Genomic DNA, 23,565 nt, shown 5'->3' with positions numbered 1-23,565 from the left:
CTTAAAACTTGAATAAACTGGCTAACTTTTTTGAAAAATAGCTTTTGCTTGGCGAATGGTCATTCCAAAGGTTTTCCGAAAGGTGCGGCTTAAATGTGCGCTATCTGAAAAGCCTGCTAAGTGAGCGGCATTTGTAGCGGATTCTCCATTGAGTATCGCTCTGACAGCGCATATCATTCGACACCACAGAAGATATGGCCGCCAAGGAATGCCCATCTCTTTGCTGAATAAATGAAGAAAACGACTTTCCGATAAGGCAAGCTTCTGAGCAACATTAGATGCCCGCCAACTGTCAGGCTTGATACACTGGCCACCTAGGCACTGATGCAGTTCAAGTAATAGCTGCTTAATTCGACTATCTGTAACTTGGCTTTCATTGATGAGTGGGAATTGATTCGAAAGTTCTAATGTTTTAAATAGCGGGGAAAGTAGCGTCGTTAAGTCGTCAGTTTGATCTGAGTGTATATCTGCTGGTGGACTAGCCTCGAATATCGTTGAAGGCTGACCAGCTAATTTCAGAGATAAAGCCACACCTAGCTCGCTAGTGGGCTCAACCAGCAATATCCAGCCTTCGTCAATTTGTAATTGATGTTCGACGTTAGAATCAATGATTAACGGCGTTGAGATTTCGTTATTGTCTAGTTTGCAGCAATAGCCTTCTCTAGGCCAAGCTAACTGAATAGCGTGGTGACGATGCGGAGAGGCATCTATCGATGAACCATAAATGATCACTATGCCTGCCTTGATCCAAACATTTGGCTTCATCAGTTTATCATCCCTTTGTGATGAGACTCGTTATGTGAAATGGTAGCGAAAACTCTCTCGCGGCTGAAGCAGAACATTACCAGCGCATGACTGAAGTAATGCACAATTATGCCATGTGGGTATACGGCCGGTATTGTGAGAGCGAGCTTGCCAGGACACTGAGTGCGCGAGTCAAAGTTGAGCACTCTCTGCCATCAGTGTGCAATCGTTAAGGTCCCTGGGCAAGATTTATTGGATTGCGACTTAAAACATATAAATCCCCCGCTGCTAGTATTATCTACATAGCCAAGTTGCTACTTTCTCTGCTTGCGCTGTTAGCCAGTTTTTTCACCCAGGCTCCACTTTTAATTCGGTAAAGGATAGGAATAAGCTTTAAACCTTCTTCCACTAGCACCGCACAAATTACAATCTCGACAGGCCAGCGAAACCAAAAAGCAAAGAGCAGTGAAAGGGGAACCGCTCCCAACCATTGTGCACAGAAATCTAGCTTCATGGTAAATTGCGTATCGCCACCGCTTTTTAAAATGCCTGACATGGCTGTCATCGTAATGGAGCGCAAAAAGATACTGGCTAAGATAAAAGGGAATAACGTATAGAGCATGGCTTGTACATCCGCTTCAATCGCGTTAAATAGCCCCAACACATAATGTCGACTAAACCAAAGTAATCCCACTAAAATTAGCCCGACAGAAATGGCAGAAATAAACCCAGCAGTAACATAGTTATTCAGCTCTTTTTGTTGGGAAGCTCCTATTTTTTCACCAATTAAAATGCCAACTGCAGCCGCACACCCCCAACTTAATGCGGAAGCCATAACTTCAATAGGCGATAAAATAGAGATAGCTGCCAAAGCTGCAGTGCTAATATTTCCGTAGATTGCATGGTATAAGAATACACCGCCACTCCAAATAAACTCCCCAGCAATAATAGGCAAGCTTATCTTTAAAAACGTCGAATGAGCAGGCCAGTGAAATGCCCGTTTGCATACTGTTATTGAGAGCATCAGATAAGGTTGCTTTCTATAGATATAGAAGAAAAACAACAGTGTCGAAATCAAACGAGCAGCCAATGTCCCCCAAGCTGCTCCCACTAAACCAAGCGCAGGCAGTCCCCATAAACCAAAGATCAGTAGGTAGTTAAAAGTGATATTTAATACCAACTCAATCAAAAAAAGATACAACACCACTTTAGGTTTTTGCAAAGCACGCATTCCTGCACTCCAAATTACAGAAAATGCACTCACCACGACAGTCAGGGCAGTGATCTTTAAATACCCACTGGCCAATTCCACAATCGCCGCCTCGTTAGTCATCAATCCGGCAATGGAGGGAGCAAATAAGTAGAGCACAGGTACCATAACAGCAGCAGTCAAGACACTATAGAAGAGACCGATATGGATCGTTTTGTGAAGTTCAGTAAGATCTTTTGCGCCCCAATATTGGGCGCAGAAAATTGCCGTGCCGCCACCTACGCCAATAATAAGATTGAGTACAAACCACAAGGTTTTTGCCCCGATCCCAGCTGCAGCAACGGTGTCCCCACCCAATTTGGCTAACATATAGGTATCAACAAACCCCAGACAGGAAAACAGCATGCTATGTAATGCTATGGGCACCGCGAGAATAAATATTTTTTTATAAATAATCATAAATCTATCTGCATTATTTAATATATAGAAGTTCAAGTTCACTTAATTGCGAACACACTGACTCCTTTGCTTGTTCAGCAAAAAGAGGAAAATTTGTAATTAAATTAGGGGCGTGCGCTAACGCTTGACGGGATCGGCGCTAAACCACTGCTGAAGAAAATCAATAAAAGCGGACAAACTGGCGCTGCGGCGGATCACCTGCGGATAGATAAGGAACATATCGTTTTTGCAAATAAAATAGTTTTCTAGCACCTGCACCAACACACCTGATTTCAGCGCAGGCTGAACCAAGTAATCCGGCGCCTTTATTATGCCTTGTCCCTGCATTGCCGCATGCAATAATAAAAATTGGTTATTTGCCGAAAACGCGCCTTGTATATCAACTTCAACCCGAGTTTGACCGTCATAAAAGGGCCATGTTCTGATCTGTGAACTGGATAAACAGTGGTGTTCCATTAAATCGAGGGGCTGCTCAGGCTGACCAAACTTTTCGAAGTATTCAGGTGATGCACAGCAAATATGTTGATAACTCATCAGTTTCTTGGCAACCATATTTTCAGGCGGTGTATCGGTTGAGCGAATAGCCAGATCAAAACGGCTTTGAGTAAGATCATGCACGTTATAGCTAACATCAATTTCAAACTCGATATCCTGATGTTTTTGTTTGAAGTGATGACAGATCTCAGTCAGATGAGATTGGCTAAACATTTCAGGGGCCGTGATCCTAAGCAACCCGCCTATCTCACTTTTGCTTTGATTCAACTCGCGCTCCAAACTGATAATAGAGCCGTTAATCTCCTGCATCTTCTCCAATACTTTGAAACCTGCTGGTGTAAGGCGTACTTGCCGTGTTGAACGGATCAACAAACTGGTACCTAACTCTTTTTCTAACTGCTTGATCTGGCTCGAAAGATAACTGCGAGAAATATCTAAGCTGTCCGCCGCCTTGGCAAAGCTTAATAACTTGGCCACTTCACTAAAAAGAACGTAGCGCTCCACTCTTTTATGTAATTTTTGCATAACGGCTCCTATTCATTTTCAGCCCGCAGCTATACCCGTTGTCTCGCAGAGAGGAAAATATACCACACTAAAACAGCGCTATTGTGCGATATAGTGAATTATGTATTTTTGTTGCCTTGTTTAATCCAGTCATTAACCGTTTGTAGAATAAAGATAAATTAAGGCGCTTCCTGCACCTGTTTTCAATTTGTTCAAGAGGAAAGCATGACGCTAAGCAATAACCAGACACTCCCTTTAGCGAACTATCTAGCAAATACCAGTCGATTGGCATTTGGTTGTATGGGCTTGATCGATTGGGATACCCACATCATCAGCAACGAGCAACAAAAGTTTGCTGAGCAAGCAATAGAGAGTGCACTTGACGCAGGCATAACCTTGTTTGACCACGCTGATATCTACTGTAAGGGCAAGGCTGAAGAGGTGTTTGGCAATGTCTTAAAATATCAACCTGGGCTTAGAGATAAGATTTACCTGCAGTCTAAAGTTGGGATCCGTCCAGCCAGTAACGATCTGCCAGGTCGGTATGATTTTTCGTCTCAGTGGTTAACTCACTCAATTGAAGGCAGCTTAAAGCGACTGAATACGGACTATTTAGATGTCTATTTTCTGCATAGACCCGATCCCCTGATGCAACCAGAAGCCGTCGCAGAAGTGTTTCACCAGCTACACGACAGCGGTAAAGTAAGGCATTTTGCTGTTTCAAACATGCAGCAGCATCAAATCGCCTTTTTGCAAACTCATTTGAACCTTCCCATCATAGCGAATCAAATTGAGATGAGTTTGTTTCACATCGACTGGTTGGAAGAGGGAGTGTTATCTGGCCAACAGCAAGGCATAGAAGTGAACTTTACAGCTGGAACCCTAGAGTACTGCCGCCAACACAAGATCCAATTACAAGCCTGGGGTAGTTTGGCACAAGGTATCTTCAGCGGGAAAAAAGTTAAATCTCCTACCAAAGCCATTAGACAAACCAGTGAGTTGGTAGCAAGATTAGCCGCTGAGTATGCAACAAGTAAAGAGGCCATCGTACTAGCTTGGTTACAGCGCCATCCCGCTAATATCCAGCCCGTCATAGGTACTTGTGTTCCAAGCAGGATCAAAGCCTGCGCTCAGGCAGAGCAAGTGACATTAAGCCGCGAGCATTGGTACGCCCTCTACATTTCTGCGCGCGGTGAAGCGTTACCATAAAGCACTAGAGCACCTATTGGGTCAATATTCGTCATCAGAGCTGATTACCCTTATTGGGGCCGTGTCCGATAGTCTGCTCTACTGTAAAACCTTGTTTTCGAGATACCTCACCAATAAGCCACTCAAGCTCTTAAATAGGCCAAGGGAGCCGGGAGTAGTAGAGTGCAGGCAACATTGGGGTAATTTATTGTGGCAAATATTGTGAGAGGAAATGTGTTTCTGAGGAGATGGTCGGGAAAAACACCTGGAAAATTTGCCACACAGGATTTAAAAAACCAAGATTGCAAGCGTTCACTAACCCTGTGCGCTGCATGTAACATGTAGTTCGCTTCGATGATGAGTAAGCAAAGCGATTAGGCGTCGCCTAGTTCTTCCTTAATAAAATCAATGAAGCATTTGACCTTGGATGACATGTATTTCCGGCTTGGGTAGACCAGATAAATGTCTACGTTCGTTTGCGGTAGATCAGTGAACAGGGGAACTAGCTGCCCTGTTTCGATCTCGTCGGTCAGAATAAATTTAGGCAGCCGGGTGATCCCCTGACCGTCGAGGCACAATGACAGCTCCATTTCAGGGCTGCTGGTAACAACTCGGCTGTTGACCTGAACCTGAAACGGTTGGTTATCTGCGGAGAGATAGCCCCAGACATTGGGCTGTTTCGCAAGTCGGTAGCAGATGGTCCGGTGGTGGATGAGATCATCTGGGTGCTCGGGTGTGCCGTATTGCTGCAGGTACTCGGGTGAGGCTAATGTGACACCGTATGAGCTCATGACTTTCTGGCAGATCAGGCTGGAGTCTTCAAGATGACCGGATGCGCGGAGCACGACATCAAACCCATCGGCCACTACATCGACCTTACGGTCGTTCAAATCCAGCTCAACATCAATTAACGGATATCGTTTCAGAAAGGTCGATAAGATTGGTCGTATATGTGACAGTCCAAAACTGAGTGGGCAGCTGACTCGTAGTTCTCCTTTGGGCTCGCTCTGGCGTCCGCTGACAGCATTTTCCAGTTGCTCTGCATCATCGATGATCTGCTGGCATTGCTGATAATACAGCTCCCCCTCCGGCGTCAGGCTGATGGAGCGTGTTGTTCGGTGCAGCAGGCGTACTCCGAGGCGAGCTTCAAGCTTGTTGATTTCCTTGCTGATATAAGAGGTTGAGTGTCCACTGCTTAACGCCGCGTTGGTAAAGCTGCCGGTTTTGATCACTTCGGTAAAGATAACCATTCCATCCAGCAATTTTCCGTTAAATGTCATCTTTCCCTCTTTTTTATTCTGGGTTATGCCGCCTGACAATGTGTGACGCTTAGCCTGATTGTTTTGATAGTAGCAGTCATTAAGCGTCAAATGGAAATAATGCATCCACAATCAGCTTATTTATCAACTTTTGTTCTCAATCTATGCTCTTCATAACGAATAGACACAGCTAATGAAAAAGAGACAAAGGAAGACAACGTGACTATTTACTTTGAAGAACAATTCGCATGAGCCGTATGGAAGCTAAAACCTTGAAGGCTGACCTTCAGCAGGCCAAAGAGACCAAAAGTGATACCACGGCTGGCCGTGAGTTCTGGTTATTTGTTTGTCTGATGGCGATGACTTTTTCCTTGTCGCCGTTTGCTATCGATATGTACCTGCCTGCGTTGCCGGACATGGCGACCTATTTCGGGACAAAAATCGATGCGATGGAGGCTTCCGTAGCGATATATCTATTCGGCTTCGCACTTGGTCAATTGGTGCTTGGTGCATTGGCCGACAGTATTGATAAGACTAAATTGTTGCTGGGTGGGCTGGTGGTATTCACCATTACAAGTGCGCTGGTCGGTGTAAGCGAAACCCCGGTACAGCTTTATCTCTGGCGAATGGCTCAGGCGTTTTCCGGTGGTGCGACGGTTGTGGTGTTTGCTTTGATTCAGCAAAAGTACGGGGTAAAGCAGAGCAGTCAGGTGATTTCATACATTATGGCAGTCGTGGTGGTTGCACCAATGGTTGCGCCAATGATTGGTAGCCAGGTATTGGCTTACTTGGGCTGGCAGTGGATTTTTTTCGGATTAGCTGTGTATGCCACGATCACTTTATTGGTTATGTTCGCGATGAAAAATACATTTGCGGTAAATAGCACTGCCGCGAGGAGAAATACAGGAGCGGAAAAGAGCAGTACCAAACCGTTGAAGATCGGCGCTCTTGTCAAAGGATACAATCAAATATTTAGTGACCCTGTCATCTTGTCTTATGTTCTTGCAGGTGCAGCTTCGTTTGCTGGCTTGTTTGCTTTTATTTCTGGTTCGCCATTTGTTTACATCGAGTTCTTTGAATTAAGTCCGCAGCAATATAGCTGGCTGGTAGCGCTCAATGCCATAGCAATGGTGAGTATGAACATTGTTAATGCCCGTTTGCTTAACCATATAGATCCGACCCGCAAGCTAATTGCCGGAGGAAAAATGCTGGGGGCTGTCGCAGTGTATTTATTGCTGGTTGCCTGGTTACAGTTGTCACTGGCTTTTGTTGTTGTCGGTGTAGTGATGTACGTCGGCTGTCTGGGGCTAACATCAGCGAATGCCATAGCTGGCGCATTGGCCAATGCCGGAGAAAATGCCGGGTTGGTATCGGGAATCAATGGTGTATTACAGTTCGGGCTTGGTGCTCTGGCTAGCGCCGTGATCAGCATGAGTTCGAGTGTCGATGCATTGCCGATGAATGCAACGATGGCGGTATGCGGCTTACTGACTCTGGGCTTTGTTTTGTTTTTGAAGTCAAAGGCCCAGCCAAGCTCTCAACTTAGCTGAGGCCCTAGTGTATATGGTTGCTAGCTAAATACTGCGACGCTCTGCCTGCTGATGGCGATTAATTCACCGGCACTGTCCCAGATATTGGCTTCAAGGTGGGCATAACCACCGGCAGCTTGTCGGGTATGGGCTTTGTACGCAAACCATTCGTCAGGCTGAACTGGCTGATGAGGGTGAATAAACTCCAGGTTCCACATCATGGTACTGGCAGGTGCCGGTTGTTTCATCATTTGAAGCACTGCTGGTGGCCAGGCGTCAATCAGGCTGATGAGATGGGCATCCGTTATTTCTTCTGGAGCTTGTTTAAAGCGCATCCAGCCATGGAGGCAAGAAAGTGGTGAACTGCTAAAAGGCATCGCTCCTTCTGAAACTGCAAGATCAAGATGTTGGATGAAGTTAGGTGTCTGGCCGGGAATCATGGGGATTCGCGGCAGGTTCTGCGGATCTTCTAGCTGGTGCGTGTCAGAGTTGCCAACCTCGATCTCAGAAAAGCGGTCGGTGCCAAAACAGGCTTGCTGGATCACCGCAACTTGGCCATCTTGAATAATTCTCGCCGTTAGTTGAGAGGCGTTTTTCCCTTCCCGTAGCACTTCGACGTCGAATGAAAACGGAGTATCGGCAAACAGAGGGCCAACAAAGTTGGTTGTTAGCGAACGCAAAGGCCGAGCGTCGGCGACTTTTTCCTTCATTACCGTATAGAGAAGTGCCGCGGATATCCCTCCAAAAGCGGTTCTGCCCTGAGCCCAGTCCTCCGGGAGTGTCATCGTTGCCTGACTGTTTGTCAGCTCTTTGGCTGTCTGAAGCAGGGTATCAATATGCATAACCAATCCTTGTTAACATGCTGTTAATTTACTCTATCTGGTCGGATCTCTTTGGTCAATATTTAGCCTGCGTCCGATATTCGTTCTGCGAGCTGCGTAGCTAGCTGAAAAGCAGGCTCGCTTTTGTCCTGTAATTGTCCTGTAACCGGCCTAACTGTCAACAATCTAGACTAAGGTCTAATACATATTGTTAACAATTGACTTGATCGAAGCCATTTTTAGGGCTAAATTTGTTCGTAAGTTAACCAATTGTTGACAATAAAGATGACCAAACAAGAAGTAGCATTTAAAACTGTCGACAATCCTGATGAAAACGGGATTGCTATTAACCCAGTTAGTAAGGACTCAGCCCTTAAGGGAGCAGACTCAAAAGAGCTGACCAAATCAGAGAACCTGACTGAGCAGCTGATTGACTTAATCGTAAACGGTGACTATCCGGCAGGCAGCAAGATTTCTGAGCCTGAGTTAGCTCGCCGTTTTGGCGTAAGCCGAGGCCCACTACGCGAAGCTATGATGCGTGTTGAATCGCTGGGGCTGGTAGAGCGTGTTCCTCATGTCGGGGCGCGGGTGGTCGCCTTGACGCAAGAGAAACTGATTGAAATTTACTCGGTACGAGAAGCTTTGGAAGGCATGGCCGCCCGTCTGGCGTGTATCCATATTACCGACAAAGAAATCAATGCCCTACAGCAGTTGCTGGAAACCCATCAGCAGCATATCGAACAAGTTGATGGCGCCTCCTATTTCCATCAACAGGGCGATTTTGATTTTCACTACCGGATCATCAAGGCCAGTCGAAATAGCAAATTAATCAGCTTGTTGTGTGATGAGCTCTATCACTTGCTCCGAATGTATCGCTACCAGTCTCAGCGTTCGCATTCGCGTCCACAACAGGCTTTGAGAGAACACTTCCATTTACTTGCCGCATTGCGGGAAAGAGATGGAGAGCTGGCGGAAATGTTGATGCGGCGCCATATCATGCGCAGCCGCCTGCTGATTGAACAACAACTGAAAGATGATAAGGAGATAGCCTCATGAGTCCAGGGAAAAGCTTCCGGCATGCTGTTGCTGCCAACCATCCGCTGCAGATTGTCGGCACCGTTAACCCTTACTGCGCCATGATGGCAGAGCAGGTAGGACATCAGGCCATATATCTGTCAGGCGGCGGGATTGCCAATGCCTCATATGGCCTGCCGGATCTTGGGATCACCACCTTAAACGATGTACTGGAAGATGTTCGCCGAATTACCGCCGCGACAACTCTGCCGCTGTTGGTCGATATCGATACCGGTTTTGGTGGCGCATTCAATATTGCCCGTACCGTTAAGGAGATGGAAAGAGCAGGCGCGGCAGCAGTACATATGGAAGATCAGGTCGCGCAGAAGCGTTGTGGTCACCGCCCGAATAAGGCCATTGTGAGCCAGGAGGAAATGGTCGACCGGATCAAGGCGGCAGTTGATGCCCGCACAGACGAAGACTTTGTCATCATGGCACGTACCGATGCACTGGCCGTGGAAGGCATGGATGCGGCGATAGAGCGGGCGATAGCCTGTGTCGAGGCCGGCGCAGACATGATTTTCCCTGAGGCGATCAACACCCTTGAGCAGTATCAGCAGTTTTCAGATGCCGTGAAGGTGCCGATCCTAGCCAACATTACTGAATTCGGCCAAACACCGCTGTTCAGTGGTGAAGAGCTGGCAGAGTGCGGTGTAGATATGGTGCTTTACCCATTGTCAGCATTCAGGGCAATGAACCAGGCAGCGTTGAATGTCTATCAGCATATTAGAAAAGACGGCCATCAGCGTAATGTGGTCGATCAAATGCAAACCCGTGAACAGCTATACCATTATCTGGGTTACCACGACTATGAGCAGAAGCTCGATAAACTGTTCAAAGAAAAGTAAGCCAAATTAAATTACTGAATGTAACGCAAAGTGTGTAGTAGMTGTCGCTTATTTTAATAATAAATACATAAGCAACAAGATAACCCTAAATAATAAAAAATATAGATAACAACGTAAATAATAAGAACTAGGCAAGGAAGCCAGAACGCTAATAAGCGGGAAGTCCAAGAAAACTAATATTTTTAATATTACCAATAATTAACTATTTATTTAGTACTGATTCAGTCGCTGCCATTTTGATGGGCACAAGGTGTTTTATCATCTGTATTTCATCAAATGGCAATGGATTAACGTGAAGCAAATAAGGAGTCTGCTATGACTGCGATAGCCGTAGCTGATACGAATAAGGACAATAAGAGCGAAGACAAAAAAGCGTTGGGTGGTGCCGGGCTGCGAGGCCAGAGTGCCGGAACAACGGCATTATGTACCGTCGGGCAAAGTGGTACCGGTCTGACCTACCGCGGTTATGACATCACGGATCTGGCCAATCATGCCGAGTTTGAGGAAGTTGCTCACTTGCTATTGAAGGGCAAGCTACCGACTCAGGCTGAATTGGATGGCTACAAGCAGGTATTGAAGAAAGCCCGCGGTTTGCCACCGGCGCTGTGCCAGGTGCTGGAAGCTATCCCTGCTGATGCCCACCCGATGGATGTTATGCGTACCGGTTGTTCAATGCTGGGCAATATTGACCAAGAGCTCGACTTTGCCGAGCAGGACGAGAAAACCGACACCTTGCTTGCAATGTTACCGGCCATTATCTGTTACTGGTATCGCTACAGTCATGACGGTGTTCGTATCGACACGGCCAATAGTAGTGAGGACAGCATCGGTGGCTACTTCCTCGAAATGCTGACGGGCAAGGCACCGTCGGAGCTTCACAAGCAGGTTATGCATTGCTCTCTGGTGCTGTACGCCGAGCATGAGTTTAACGCCTCGACCTTTACTGCCCGTGTATGTGCCTCGACCTTGTCTGATCTTCACTCTTGTATTACAGCGGCTATCGGTAGTTTACGTGGTCCGTTGCACGGCGGTGCAAACGAGGCAGCGATGGCGATGATTGAGCAGTGGCAGACGGCTGATGAAGCCGAAGCAGGCATCATGCAGATGCTGGCCAACAAAGACAAAATAATGGGCTTTGGTCATGCAATTTATCGTGAATCCGACCCCCGGAATGCTTTAATTAAAGCATGGTCGGAGAAACTCTCTGCCGATGTTGGCGATACCCATTTGTATGCGGTTTCCGAGCGTGTCGAGCAGGTGATGAAGCGGGAGAAAGGGCTATTTTGTAATGCTGACTTTTTCCATGCCTCGGCCTATCACTTCATGGGGATACCGACCAAACTGTTCACCCCCATCTTCGTGATGAGCCGTGTCACTGGCTGGGCTGCCCACGTGTATGAGCAGCGTGCCAATAACCGGATTATCCGTCCGAGTGCCGACTATGAAGGACCGGAGCATCAGGATTGGCTGCCAATTGAAGAGCGCAGTTAACGCTTGAATACAGACTTCGAGTGAAGGCGTATCCCTGCTGATTCTCTCCCCCTGCGGATTGGGGGAGGGATCATCGCCAGATAGCTCTGCGAGCAGTAAATTCACGGATGTAAATTATGAATATTAATACAAAATACCGTAAGCCTCTTGCAGGCAGCGGACTGGATTTCTTTGATACCCGAGAAGCCGTCAACGAGATATCGCCGGGTGCGTACGAGACCCTTCCCTACACCTCGCGCGTGTTGGCCGAACAACTGGTCAGACGCTGTGCGCCCGACTCTCTGACAGACTGCCTGAAGCAGATCATCGACCGCAAGCGCGACCTCGATTTTCCATGGTATCCGGCGCGAGTCGTGTGTCACGACATTCTGGGACAAACGGCCTTAGTTGACTTGGCAGGGCTGCGCGATGCCATTGCCGATCAGGGGGGCGATCCGGCAAAAGTCAATCCGGTGGTGGAAACCCAGCTAATCGTCGACCATTCACTGGCGGTTGAGCATGCCGGTTTTGATCCCGAGGCATTTGATAAAAACCGTGCAATTGAAGAGCGCCGCAATGAGGATCGTTTCCACTTCATCGAATGGTGTAAAACGGCCTTTGAAAACGTCAACGTGATCCCAGCGGGTAACGGCATTATGCACCAGATTAATCTGGAGAAGATGTCGCCGGTAGTTCAGGCCAAGAACGGTGTTGCCTACCCGGATACCTGTGTCGGTACCGACAGTCATACCCCGCACGTCGATGCGCTGGGTGTGATTGCGATTGGGGTCGGTGGTCTTGAAGCTGAAACCGTTATGCTGGGTCGCCCTTCCATGATGCGCCTGCCGGATATTGTCGGGGTCAACCTGACAGGTAAACGCCAGCCGGGTATTACGGCTACCGATATTGTTCTTGCTATTACCGAGTTCCTTCGCAACGAGCGTGTGGTGTCATCCTATCTGGAATTCTTTGGCGAAGGGGCGAAAGATCTCACCATCGGTGACCGTGCCACTATCTCCAATATGACCCCGGAATATGGCGCCACGGCGGGTATGTTCTATATCGATGAGCAGACCATTAATTACCTCAAGCTAACAGGACGCGACGATCAGCAGGTTGAGCTGGTGGAACAATATGCCAAGCAAACCGGGCTGTGGGCTGACGATTTGGAGAGCGCCAAATACGAGCGAGTGTTGGAGTTCGATTTGTCGACAGTGTCTCGCAATATGGCAGGGCCGTCGAATCCTCACCGTCGCCTGCCGACTGCAGAGCTTGCTTCCCGCGGGATTTCCGGCGAGTGGGAAGAGAAAGAGGGCGAGCTGCCAGATGGTGCAGTCATTATCGCGGCCATTACCTCTTGTACTAATACCAGTAATCCGCGCAACGTGGTAGCTGCCGGTCTGTTGGCCAAGAAAGCCAATGAGCTGGGCTTGGTCCGTAAACCTTGGGTGAAATCCTCGTTTGCACCGGGTTCGAAAGTGGCCAAGTTATACCTGGAAGAAGCCGGACTGTTGCCAGAGATGGAAAAGCTGGGCTTCGGTATTGTGGCCTACGCCTGCACCACCTGTAATGGTATGAGCGGGGCGCTGGATCCCAAAATCCAGCAGGAAATCATTGACCGTGACCTATACGCAACCGCGGTATTATCAGGTAACCGAAACTTTGACGGTCGTATCCACCCTTATGCCAAGCAGGCGTTCCTGGCTTCACCGCCGCTGGTGGTTGCTTATGCGCTGGCGGGTTCTATTCGCTTTGATATCGAGCGTGATGCACTGGGCACGGATAAGCAGGGTAACCCTATTTACCTCAACGATTTGTGGCCTACTGATGAAGAGATCGATGCCGTTGTTGGCAAGCATGTTAAGCCGGAGCAGTTCAATCAAGTCTACATCCAGATGTTCAAACTCCATGACGAGGCGCAAAACAGCAATCCGCTATATGACTGGCGTCCGATGAGTACCTATATTCGTCGTCCGCCTTACTGGGAAGGTGCGCTGGCCGGTGAACGCTCGCTGTCTGGTATGCGTCCGCTGGCTGTGCTGGGCGACAACATCACGACTGACCATTTGTCGCCGTCCAATGCGATTATGGCCTCCAGCGCCGCAGGGGAATACCTTGCCAAGATGGGAGTACCGGAAGAGGACTTTAACTCCTACGCAACGCACCGTGGTGACCACCTTACAGCGCAGCGTGCTACGTTTGCCAACCCGAAACTGTTCAATGAAATGGTCAAAGAGAATGATGAGGTGGTGCAGGGCTCTCTGGCGCGCATCGAGCCGGAAGGCAAGACGACTCGTATGTGGGAAGCGATCGAAACCTATATGAACCGCAAGCAGCCACTGATTGTGGTGGCCGGTGCGGATTACGGTCAGGGCTCATCCCGAGACTGGGCGGCAAAAGGGGTTCGCCTGGCAGGTGTCGAAGCCATCGTTGCTGAAGGGTTCGAGCGTATTCACCGCACGAATCTGGTGGGAATGGGTGTACTGCCATTGCAGTTTAAGCAGGGCGTTAATCGCAATACCTTGGAACTGGATGGTACTGAGCTATACGACGTTGTCGGTGTTATCCAGCCCGGTGCAGATTTGGCCTTGGTGATCACTCGCGCCAACGGTGAAAAGGTCGATGTGGCTGTCACCTGTCGCCTTGATACCGCTGACGAACTGACTGTCTATGAGGCGGGTGGTGTACTGCAGCGTTTCGCCCAAGATTTCTTGGCTCAATAGTGGGGGAGATGATCATGACAAATTCAACTTCCTGCTCAGAACCTAAAGCACAGCCCCAGTCGCAACTTCAGTCACAAATTAGGGTGCCTGCCACCTATATGCGTGGCGGCACCAGCAAGGGGGTGTTCTTTAATCTGGCCGATTTACCCCCTGAGGCTCAGGTGGCAGGTGAAGAAAGAGATAAGCTGTTGCTGCGGGTGATTGGCAGCCCGGATCCCTATGCCAAGCAAATTGATGGCATGGGCGGGGCGACATCGAGTACCAGCAAAACCGTTATCGTATCCAAGAGCAGTAAGCCTGATCACGATGTCGATTACCTGTTTGGTCAGGTCTCAATTGATAAACCCTTTGTCGACTGGAGCGGTAACTGCGGGAACTTGTCGGCGGCGGTGGGCCCTTTTGCGATTCATGCCGGTTTGCTCCCCAAGGAGCGTATCCCTGCCAACGGTATCGTCACGATTCGTGTCTGGCAGGTCAATATCGAGAAAACCATCGTAATACATGTGCCTGTCGTGAATGGGTTTGTACAGGAAACCGGTGAGTTTGAGCTTGACGGGGTGACCTTTCCTGCTGCAGAAATTCAGGTGGACTTTATGGATCCGGCGGATGGTGACGGCTCTATGTTTCCGACCGGTAATTTGGTTGATGATTTGGAAGTGCCGGATATCGGCACCTTCAATGCCACCATGATCAATGCGGGTATCCCGACCATTTTTGTCGATGCCGAGGCGATTGGTTATACCGGTACCGAGCTGCAAGATGGCATCAACAATGATGAAAAGGCGCTGGCGATGTTCGAGCGTATTCGGGCCTACGGTGCATTGAAGATGGGGTTAATTTCCCGCCTCGAAGAAGCCGAGACTCGTCAGCACACACCGAAAGTCGCCTTTGTCTCCAAACCGAAAACCTACCAGTCTTCGAGTGGCAAGGCTGTTACAGATAGTGAGATCGACGTATTGGTCCGGGCTCTGTCGATGGGCAAGCTACATCACGCCATGATGGGGACCGCAGCCGTTGCAATTGCCTCCGCTGCCTGTGTACCGGGGACGCTGGTTAATCTGGCGGCCGGTGGCGGTGAAAAAGAATCGGTGACGTTCGGGCATCCGTCCGGGACGTTAAAAGTGGGCGCAAAGGCAAAACAGGCAGAACAGGGCTGGGTAGTCGAGAAAGCCATTATGAGCCGCAGCGCGCGCATTTTGATGGAGGGTTTTGTCCGTGTCCCATCCACTGTTTTCGATTAACAGTCTATGAGTAATAGTCTGTGCGTAAAGATTATCGCAAGCGTCTTTGAATAAGCAATGTCAGGACATACTGGAGGAAGCAATATGTCTGCATATCAGAAAGAATATCAGTTGGCTCAAACCGCGCCGGAAGTATTTTGGAAACAGCAAGCCGACAAGATTGCCTGGTTTAAGTTTCCTCAAACTATCCTCAGCCAGGATGAGCAGGGGATCGACCGCTGGTTTGCCGATGGTGAACTCAACACGGCCTATCTAGCGCTGGATCATCATGTCGAGCAGGGAAGGGGCGATCAAACCGCACTGATCTATGACTCCCCGGTGACTGGCCAGAAAGCCCGTTATACCTACCGAGTTCTGCGTGATCAGGTGGCCAAGACTGCGGGTATGCTGGCAGATCTCGGTGTTAGCAAAGGGGATCGGGTAGTGATTTATATGCCGATGATCCCGGAAGCGGCGATGGCAATGCTGGCATGTGCCCGCCTTGGTGCGATTCACTCTGTCGTCTTTGGTGGTTTTGCCCCGAACGAGCTGGCAGTGCGTATTGAAGATGCTGAGCCGAAGGTGATCATGACGGCTAGCTGCGGGGTCGAAATCAACAAGGTGCTTCCCTACAAGCCTTTGGTTGATCAAGCCATTATGGACAGTCGCTGGAAGCCCGATCATGTGGTGGTGCACCAGCGTAAGCAATGTCTGGCCGATCTGAATCAGGAGCGCGACAAGGACTGGTCAGCATTGTTGCGAACAGCGACACCTCACGATTGTGTGCCAGTGTTGGCAACCGACCCGCTCTATATTCTTTATACCTCCGGTACCACGGGTAAGCCCAAAGGTGTAGTACGTGATAACGGTGGGCATGCCGTGGCGATGAACTACAGTATGAGTACCATCTATGATGTTGAACCGGGCGATGTGTACTGGGCGGCCTCGGATGTCGGTTGGGTAGTTGGTCACTCCTACATTGTCTATGCGCCGTTAATTTATGGCTGTACCACCATCATGTACGAAGGTAAGCCGGTTCGAACTCCCGACCCGGGCGCGTTTTGGCGGGTTTGCCAGGAATATGGCGTCAAAGCGCTGTTTTCGGCTCCGACCGCTTTTAGGGCGATTAAGAAAGAAGATCCTGAAGGCGAGCACCTTAAGCAGTATCCGATGCCGTCACTGAAAACGATCTTCATGGCTGGTGAGCGTCTGGATCCGCCGACACTGGAATGGGTGCAGAGCAAGACCGGAAGGCCGGTGGTCGATCACTGGTGGCAGACTGAAACCGGGTGGGCTATTGCCGGAAACCCGATTGGATTGGAGAACTTCGCCGTCAAGCCGGGTTCGGCAACTAAGCCTATTCCTGGATATCTGGTCGAGGTGCTTAACGAGGTCGGTGAACCGCAGAAAGCCAGCGAGCAAGGCTATATCGCTATCAAGCGTCCGTTGCCACCGGGTTGCCTGCCAACTGTGTGGCGTAACCATGACCGTTTTGAGTCAGGCTATCTTAGTCAGTTCCCGGGCTATTACGTTTCCGGTGACGGTGGATATATCGATGAAGATGGTTACTTGTTCGTGATGGGGCGCATTGATGATGTGATCAACGTGGCCGGACATCGCCTGTCGACGGGTGAGATGGAAGAGGTTGTCGGCGGCCACGAAGCTGTTGCCGAATGTGCGGTGATTGGTATTCATGATGATCTCAAGGGTCAGTTACCACTGGGACTGGTGGTACTCAAAGACGGCTATGTTTCGGAAGGCGGGGTGATAGAAAACGAACTGTTGCAAAAGGTGCGGCAGGAAATCGGTGCCGTCGCCTGTTTCAAACGAGCATTGATTGTCGATCGTCTGCCGAAAACACGATCCGGTAAGATCTTGCGCCGGGTGATCCGCCAGATTGCTGATGGTGAGCAATACGTCGTGCCGTCTACCATCGATGATCCGTCCAGCCTGCAGGAGATAGAGCGGGTATTGGAATAAGCATTTTCAAAATAAAAAGACTCCCTGTGTAAACAGCTTTTGCATCGCAAGATGCAACGGCTGTTTTTTTATGGGGCAAGAAAAAGTTTGAGCCTGTTCTTAACCTCAACGTTGGCGATAGTACAGCGATCTGCTGCAAACCCAGCGCGGGAGCCGGATGGCTTGACTCGACTGTTAGCGACCTCGGTGATTATCAGGCTTCCTGAGCAATTTTGCTCTAAAACTGCGAGATTTGGCTCTAAAATTGCTATATACCCAGAATAAACAAAGAGAAAGAAGTGGCATTTGTTAAATGCATTTTTGTTGTGGTTCTAGGGGTAAGATTGCATGGGAGACATGGGATGTCGATTAACGTAACGGTATTGTGCCTGGCATTGGCGGCGGTCGCGTTTGACTATTTAGCTAACAGGGATGGCCTCAATGGTGAGTCACAGTCGCAATTTGTCAATGAAAGTGATGTTGTCGAGAACAACATCGCACAAGAACCATTCAAGATTGAGTTGCCGCCTCGCGGCGTAGTTCTCGGGGCTGTGTATGTCGGCCAGTGAATGGCGGTTTATCGTATTAAGGTTTAAGAATAATCCCCGCGAACCCGTCGCGGGGATTTGTGTTGATGCAGATAAGATCTAGGTGTCTTGACCGTATCTTTTTAAAAATGAATTCCTTGTTTTTCTCAGGACGGATTGGGATTGATGTTTTATTTTTCGCCTAGCCTGCGTTGTGTCCTTGTTCATGGTTATCGTTCAATACATTCCTTGTGTGACTGTCTAACTGTGTTGGTTATTAATAGCAGTATTAGGGGGGCATTACATGCGAATTTTGACTTGTAAGGGTGATGTGCATTCCATATTTTGAGCTGTCAAAAAGCGATGTTTGATAAGTGGTTGATATGGATCTGATTAGAATTATTACTCAGTAAAAATGAATCAATTCATATGAGTGGTATCAGTTTCAATGGCGAAGATTGAGCTGGCTATAGGGGAATATCCTTCCTCTCTACTGAGAACTATCACTAGTTGGTGGATTATTATTCAGGCTGTCACGTAAATCAATCAGGGGTTGTTGGCTGACTTCTATAATACTGCGAACGGGCCTATCAAGCTCGATGATAAGTGTCAGTACCAATGAGAAGGACATAGCAAACGGAATGGCGGCAACCAGCAGGCGGCTTTTCCCCTGAGCACCGACCTGAACACCATTAAGCGCAATGGTCAGGAAAGTCAGAAGTGTCAGTGTAATCCAGATACTGACCGGGATACGCCCTCTTAGCCCGTAGTTGACCCGTTCGCTATGAATATCAAAGACATTGTTCAGTGAGTCTATGTACATCATGCTTTGAACTGGTGGAGAGTTGTGATGGGCTTCGACGACGACACGCCATAAATCTCGCTGAATTTCTTCACTCTCAGAAATGACCTTATTAACGACCTTTTTTACCTGGCTTTGTTCTTCGACGACACGGAGATTGACATACCTGGTGAGTAGTTCACGGCTCTGGCTTCGATAAGGCTCCTCCAGTAGTCCGGCTCGTAATATTGCAGTTCCCACTGCGTTGGCTTCCTTTAAGACCAGCTGTTTTCTTATGTCATTTTTTGATGCCGCCATACTAAAAGAAATGGCCAGAATGAAGGCGAGCAGGCTGGCAAGCCCGGTCGCCATCGGGCTGATGGCCTTGCTGATCTGGCTAGTGGCAAAACGCCGTGTAATGCGAAAGCCAAACTCAAACATGATGCTAATCGAACAAAAAACCAGAACCAGAATGAGAAAGATAGACAGCGAATCAATGTAGGATTCTTGATACATAAATTGCCCTGAACCTTTGTTTTTATTGGTAGCTTGTTAACGCTTTTGGTTAGTCAAAAGTATAGCGGCAAACGCTGGGGCAGGCAGATAAGTGTTAATAAGAACTGTGTCAATCTAGAGTTTACACGGCCTAAAATGGCCGTTGCGCCTATTTCATTTGGCTATTCTCTTCTATGGTTTGTGTAGTGCCGTAAATTGATTGATATCGCGGTATCTGATTGGGTTCACGGGTTCAGGCAAATTCGGAGGAGAATGTCATGGGATATAAGCATGTGTTGTTGGCACTTAATCTGGATGAAAATGCCGAATATCTGGTGAGTAAGGCGGCGGAGATAGCTCGCGTTCACCATGCCTTGTTTAGCGTGATCCACATCGATCCTGATCTTGGCCATTTAGAGCAAGGTGTCAGGGAGTTTGATGCAGTGAATATTGATGAAAGCGAGCATTATGAGTCTGTAGCGGCCATGAAGCGGCTGCTTAAAGGGACCAATTACCCGCTGTATAAACATCTCTTCTACACTGGCTACATTGAAGACCAGATGGCCAAAGCGATAAAACAGTATGAGGTTGATCTATTAATCCTTGGTCATCACCAGTCCAGCATCTTTCGCCAGCTGATGCTATCGCTCAGTGAGCCGCTGGTTCGGCAAATGCCCTGTGATCTTCAGTTGCTGAAACTGGAATAATGTTGGACAGGCTATAATGGCTAAGTGACGCTGTCGAACAGGGCTGTTGGTGGTTAGTACTCACTTGGTGGTAAGCGCCGATATGGATTGCCAGCGATACACAAACTCCTCAACAATACTGCCGTCCGGTGCCTGCCATTGCTGTGCTCTTGCATTGAATGCCCCGAGTTTTTGGTAAAAGGTTTGGGCGGCTTGGTTGCCAGCCAAGACTTCAAGATACATGCCTTTATCTGCTGTCTGCTGGTGGGATAGTTTGGCTGCCGATTGTAAAAGCTGCTTACCAAGTCCAAGCCCTTGATAGGCCTTATCGATATGCAGATTTTCTACCAGCGTTCCCCATTCTGGATGGTTATCCAGATAGATACAGATGAATCCGCAGAGGTTTGTCCTTTCACGGGCAACCAAAATTCTCTGGCGTGGTTCCGGTGCAGCAAAGCGCTGCTGCCAGATATTTAGCCGGTTCTGAAAAATATCGTGGTTAAGATAGTTTTCCGATAGCAGCCCTCGGTATATGTCCTGCCAGCTTTTGGCGTGTAATGTGGCAATGGGGGCCATATCGTCTGGGGTTGCGATGTTTAGTTCAACCATGGTTACCTTCCCAATTGTTACCTTCCAATTCCTTTTCCATTGGTATAGTAGCTATATGTCAGCGCATTAAGAAGCATATGCGAAACCGTAAGTTGGATAGGAATTGTTAATGAATGTTCAGTACCTGAAAGCATTTGTACTGGCTGCGCAGTTAGGGTCGATTTCCGCTGCTGCCCGTGAGATGGGAAAACGGCAGTCTCAGGTTAGCCAGTGGATAGCCGATTTGGAAATTGATTTTGGTGTCGAGCTCTTTGTTCGCACCGGTAACAGTACCCGCCTTAGCGAGGCCGGTGAAATCTTGCTGCCTCGCGTTATTCATACTGTTAGTCAGGCAGATAAATTGGCAGTTTGTGCATTGGCACTGGCAAGAGATGAGCCGATGATCCTGCGTCTGGGCGTCGATAACTATATTCCCCAGTCATGCCTCAATACAGCTTTGGTGGACATCCTTCAGCCGCATGCACTCAATCTGGAGCTGTATTCCGATGACAGAGAAGTGCTGCTTGAACAGCTTAATAACGACGAGTTGGATGTCGCCTTGCTCTCGGAATCTTCTGTGCTGCACTACAGCGACTTTCAGTATTGTCGTCTGGGAAGCTATTGTGATGTCTTGGTTGTCGGTAGCAAGCACCCGCTAGCGAGCGAAAAGGCGGTTTCAGCCGATCAACTTTCTGAGTTCCGTGAGCTGATCTGGACCAGAGAGAATATCTCTTCCGAAACAGAAGCGGGCTATAGCCCTTGCTACGCTACTTTTTCGGAGATTGGTACATTGGTGAATTTGTTAAAAAGCGGTGTGGGGTTTGCGTTTCTGCCGGTCGATATGATTACCACTGAGCTTGAGAGTGGTCAGCTGCAACAGCTTTGTCCTGACTTCGAGCAGGCTGAAATGATCCGTCGTGTCGAGTTAGTCTGGCAGCAAGGGCTGGAGCTGACAGAACAAGGAAAGCGCCTAATTGACAGCATGAAGGCCTGTCACACCTTTACCCACTGACAATTAGCCTCTCTAACCATGTGGCCCCTCTATACCATCAGGAATAGAGGGGCCACATTGATTATGGCGATCGATTAGTCCTGACTGTCAAACACGGTTTTACCCTGAAGTACTGTCATTAGGATCTTGGTATCGGCAATACTCTCGGGATCAAGCGCGGTGATATCCCGGTCAAGAACCACAAGATCTGCAGACTTGCCTACTTCGATGGAGCCGGTGATGTCATCAAGTCCCAAGCTGATAGCGGCATTGATAGTGTAGGCATCAATGGCAGCATCGATGTTCGGCATGCCGGTCTTGCCCATCAGCAAGCTGTTGCCAATACCGATGAGCGGGTTGATGTCATTAACATTCCAGTCGCTGCTCAGGCTGACATTAGCCCCGGAATCATACAGGCGGCGAACCTGCATCAATGAGCGGGCACGTTTTGCTCCGATGAAAGCTTCAGCCCAGCTATGATCATGTTCGGCAATATAGTCAGATCCTACCTGAAAATCAGCGGTGACCTGTAGTGGCTTGAAGCGTTTGATGTCCTTGCTGTTTACCATTTCGACATGGGTCAGGGTGTAATCCCTGTCTACACCTTGTTGGCGTGCAAATTCGACGGCATTGAGTGACTCCCGAATCGCACCATCACCAATAGCATGGATATGGGCACCATACCCGATTTTATTCAGCTCTGTTAGCCAGCTTTTCATTTGTGACGGCGGAATATAGTTAATCCCGTAAGGCTCATCTTCGATATAGGTATTCAGGTAAGGTGCGAGTGTCTTGGCGGTTCCGTTGATCAGGATGCCGTCACTGTACATTTTGACCTGGTCGACGATCAGTAATGACTCAGGATCGCGGCTTTGGATAGTCTGAAGGTACTTAAGCTGCGAAGCTTGGTCGTCTTCAGGATAAATCCATGGGCGAAGTGATACTCTGGCGGTCAGATCGCTGTTGGCCTGTGCTTCTTTCCATACTTCATACCACCCCCGCTTCCAGTAAAGTCGGCCGTCGCCGATGGTCGTGATCCCGTGAGCGGCCGCTTCTTCGAGTCCGTTAATCAGGCCAGTGTAACTTTGTTTAAACGGGTTGCTTATGCTGTTCCAGGCCAACTCCATCACAATGTCGCCAGCGTTATCAAGTAAAATCCCATTTAGCTCACCGGTATCACGATCTTTGAGTATTTTACCGCCTTGTGGCTCAGGAGAGGTTTTGCTTATACCTGCCTGTTTTAGCGCTTGTGAGTTGACCCACATTGAGTGTGAGGTCTGCTCCATAATAACAACGGGCTGATCCGGGAAGATGCGGTCCAGTACGGCCAGTGGTGTCTCTGTGTTGTCTTCATTCAGGGTAAGGTCCAGCGTGAAGCCATAACCCATTAGCCACTCGCCTTCTTTGGCATTTTTTCGGCACTGCTTGAGGTAGGGGATTTGCTCGCTTAGGGTGGCGTCTGTATTCAGCTCGCAGTTCCCGCCAGCTTCCGAAGCCGCCTCGAAGACATGGTTATGGTTATCGACAAAACCCGGTAGCAGCATGGCTCCCTCTAGATCGATAATCTCAGTCTCAGGCTGTCGCAAACGTTCGGCCATCTGGTTGCTACCGACATAGAGGATTTTCCCGTCGGCAATTGCCACGGCTTCGGCTGGTTTGTCGGCATACACTTTGGCATTCTTGAAGATGGTGTCGGCCAGTTCGGCGGCAGATGTATGGGGTACAGACATCATTGCTACGCCTAGCAGTGCAGCCTGTTGGACTCTTTTCATTATAGTGTTCCTAATATGTTCATGTTTGCACGCTGAAGAGCTGTAACTAAACTTGGCTATATTCTTCTTCCCTGACATCACAGCATGCACTGCGACGAGAGAAAGAATAGCGGATTGTTATCGCTCATGTCATAGGCGAATAGCGTAAGCAAAAAAGACGAATAATGAAAAATACTCAGTATCGTGATTTTGTGATACTGAGAAGTAGCAAAGAGTATGGGG

General features: G+C 48.7%; 19 protein-coding genes. 11 read left to right on the top strand and 8 right to left on the bottom strand.

The features are described 5' to 3' along the window. Positions 1-21: 21 nt before the first annotated feature. The 3 genes from L4D19_RS02195 to L4D19_RS02185 form a co-directional block, all read right to left on the bottom strand. Positions 22-765 (bottom strand): helix-turn-helix transcriptional regulator, encoded by a 744-nt coding sequence (locus L4D19_RS02195; RefSeq protein WP_428450979.1) that lies wholly within the window; start codon positions 763-765, stop codon positions 22-24. A 277-nt stretch (positions 766-1,042) separates the two neighbouring features. After that, the gene (locus L4D19_RS02190; protein ID WP_428450978.1) at positions 1,043-2,413 is read right to left on the bottom strand and encodes an MATE family efflux transporter; all 1,371 of its coding nucleotides are present in this window, start codon (positions 2,411-2,413) and stop codon (positions 1,043-1,045) included. A 117-nt stretch (positions 2,414-2,530) separates the two neighbouring features. Then, a complete protein-coding gene (locus L4D19_RS02185; protein WP_428450977.1) occupies positions 2,531-3,433 on the bottom strand; it encodes a LysR family transcriptional regulator in 903 nt (300 codons plus the stop codon). A gap of 204 nt (positions 3,434-3,637) precedes the next feature. Between L4D19_RS02185 and L4D19_RS02180 the strand changes: the two genes are divergently transcribed. Next, positions 3,638-4,621, top strand: coding sequence for an aldo/keto reductase (locus tag L4D19_RS02180; protein WP_428450976.1), 984 nt, complete (start codon positions 3,638-3,640; stop codon positions 4,619-4,621). 353 nt (positions 4,622-4,974) lie between these two features. On the opposite strand, the gene L4D19_RS02175 is transcribed toward L4D19_RS02180, so the two are convergent. After that, on the bottom strand, positions 4,975-5,880 hold the full coding sequence (locus L4D19_RS02175) for a LysR family transcriptional regulator (protein WP_428450975.1): 906 nt from the start codon (positions 5,878-5,880) through the stop codon (positions 4,975-4,977). 227 nt (positions 5,881-6,107) lie between these two features. On the opposite strand from L4D19_RS02175, the gene L4D19_RS02170 reads away from it, so the two are divergent. Then, positions 6,108-7,409 (top strand): multidrug effflux MFS transporter, encoded by a 1,302-nt coding sequence (locus L4D19_RS02170; protein WP_428450974.1) that lies wholly within the window; start codon positions 6,108-6,110, stop codon positions 7,407-7,409. A 20-nt stretch (positions 7,410-7,429) separates the two neighbouring features. Here the strand turns inward: L4D19_RS02170 and L4D19_RS02165 are convergent, their stop codons facing one another. After that, positions 7,430-8,230, bottom strand: coding sequence for an acyl-CoA thioesterase (locus L4D19_RS02165; protein WP_428450973.1), 801 nt, complete (start codon positions 8,228-8,230; stop codon positions 7,430-7,432). A 264-nt stretch (positions 8,231-8,494) separates the two neighbouring features. On the opposite strand from L4D19_RS02165, the gene L4D19_RS02160 reads away from it, so the two are divergent. The 7 genes from L4D19_RS02160 (at position 8,495) to L4D19_RS02130 (ending at position 18,072) form a co-directional block, all read left to right on the top strand. After that, positions 8,495-9,265 carry a GntR family transcriptional regulator gene (locus tag L4D19_RS02160; RefSeq protein WP_428450972.1) on the top strand — a complete coding sequence of 257 codons (771 nt, stop codon included), beginning with the start codon at positions 8,495-8,497 and terminating at the stop codon, positions 9,263-9,265. Next, positions 9,262-10,131, top strand: a complete 870-nt coding sequence (gene prpB / locus L4D19_RS02155; RefSeq protein WP_428450971.1) for a methylisocitrate lyase — start codon at positions 9,262-9,264, stop codon at positions 10,129-10,131. The genes L4D19_RS02160 and prpB overlap by 4 nt, the downstream gene beginning before the upstream one ends. A gap of 315 nt (positions 10,132-10,446) precedes the next feature. Next, entirely contained in the window at positions 10,447-11,622 is a 1,176-nt protein-coding gene (gene prpC / locus L4D19_RS02150) for a bifunctional 2-methylcitrate synthase/citrate synthase (protein ID WP_428450970.1), read from the top strand. A gap of 116 nt (positions 11,623-11,738) precedes the next feature. Further along, complete coding sequence (acnD, locus tag L4D19_RS02145) at positions 11,739-14,324, top strand: Fe/S-dependent 2-methylisocitrate dehydratase AcnD (RefSeq protein WP_428450969.1); 2,586 nt, start codon at positions 11,739-11,741, stop codon at positions 14,322-14,324. Positions 14,325-14,338: 14 nt separating this feature from the next. After that, positions 14,339-15,565 (top strand): 2-methylaconitate cis-trans isomerase PrpF, encoded by a 1,227-nt coding sequence (prpF, locus tag L4D19_RS02140; protein WP_428450968.1) that lies wholly within the window; start codon positions 14,339-14,341, stop codon positions 15,563-15,565. 84 nt (positions 15,566-15,649) lie between these two features. Then, positions 15,650-17,524, top strand: coding sequence for a propionyl-CoA synthetase (locus L4D19_RS02135; protein WP_428450967.1), 1,875 nt, complete (start codon positions 15,650-15,652; stop codon positions 17,522-17,524). 341 nt (positions 17,525-17,865) lie between these two features. Then, complete coding sequence (locus tag L4D19_RS02130; protein WP_428450966.1) at positions 17,866-18,072, top strand: hypothetical protein; 207 nt, start codon at positions 17,866-17,868, stop codon at positions 18,070-18,072. 448 nt (positions 18,073-18,520) lie between these two features. On the opposite strand, the gene L4D19_RS02125 is transcribed toward L4D19_RS02130, so the two are convergent. Then, positions 18,521-19,327 carry a bestrophin-like domain gene (locus L4D19_RS02125; RefSeq protein ID WP_428450965.1) on the bottom strand — a complete coding sequence of 269 codons (807 nt, stop codon included), beginning with the start codon at positions 19,325-19,327 and terminating at the stop codon, positions 18,521-18,523. Positions 19,328-19,584: 257 nt separating this feature from the next. On the opposite strand from L4D19_RS02125, the gene L4D19_RS02120 reads away from it, so the two are divergent. Further along, positions 19,585-20,013: a universal stress protein gene (locus tag L4D19_RS02120; protein WP_428450964.1), complete on the top strand. Its 429-nt coding sequence runs from the start codon at positions 19,585-19,587 to the stop codon at positions 20,011-20,013. A 60-nt stretch (positions 20,014-20,073) separates the two neighbouring features. On the opposite strand, the gene L4D19_RS02115 is transcribed toward L4D19_RS02120, so the two are convergent. Continuing rightward, the gene (locus tag L4D19_RS02115; protein ID WP_428450963.1) at positions 20,074-20,601 is read right to left on the bottom strand and encodes a GNAT family N-acetyltransferase; all 528 of its coding nucleotides are present in this window, start codon (positions 20,599-20,601) and stop codon (positions 20,074-20,076) included. A 109-nt stretch (positions 20,602-20,710) separates the two neighbouring features. On the opposite strand from L4D19_RS02115, the gene L4D19_RS02110 reads away from it, so the two are divergent. Next, positions 20,711-21,592 carry a LysR family transcriptional regulator gene (locus tag L4D19_RS02110; protein WP_428450962.1) on the top strand — a complete coding sequence of 294 codons (882 nt, stop codon included), beginning with the start codon at positions 20,711-20,713 and terminating at the stop codon, positions 21,590-21,592. A 74-nt stretch (positions 21,593-21,666) separates the two neighbouring features. Here the strand turns inward: L4D19_RS02110 and L4D19_RS02105 are convergent, their stop codons facing one another. Next, positions 21,667-23,343, bottom strand: a complete 1,677-nt coding sequence (locus L4D19_RS02105; RefSeq protein ID WP_428450961.1) for an amidohydrolase — start codon at positions 23,341-23,343, stop codon at positions 21,667-21,669. Between the last annotated feature and the right edge of the window lie 222 nt (positions 23,344-23,565).

It is taken from the genome of Photobacterium kasasachensis (assembly GCF_050336885.1).
GTDB classification, from domain to species: Bacteria; Pseudomonadota; Gammaproteobacteria; order Enterobacterales; family Vibrionaceae; genus Photobacterium; species Photobacterium kasasachensis.
Note: the sequence above shows the minus strand (reverse complement) of the source record. Positions and strands in the feature narration are given on the sequence as shown.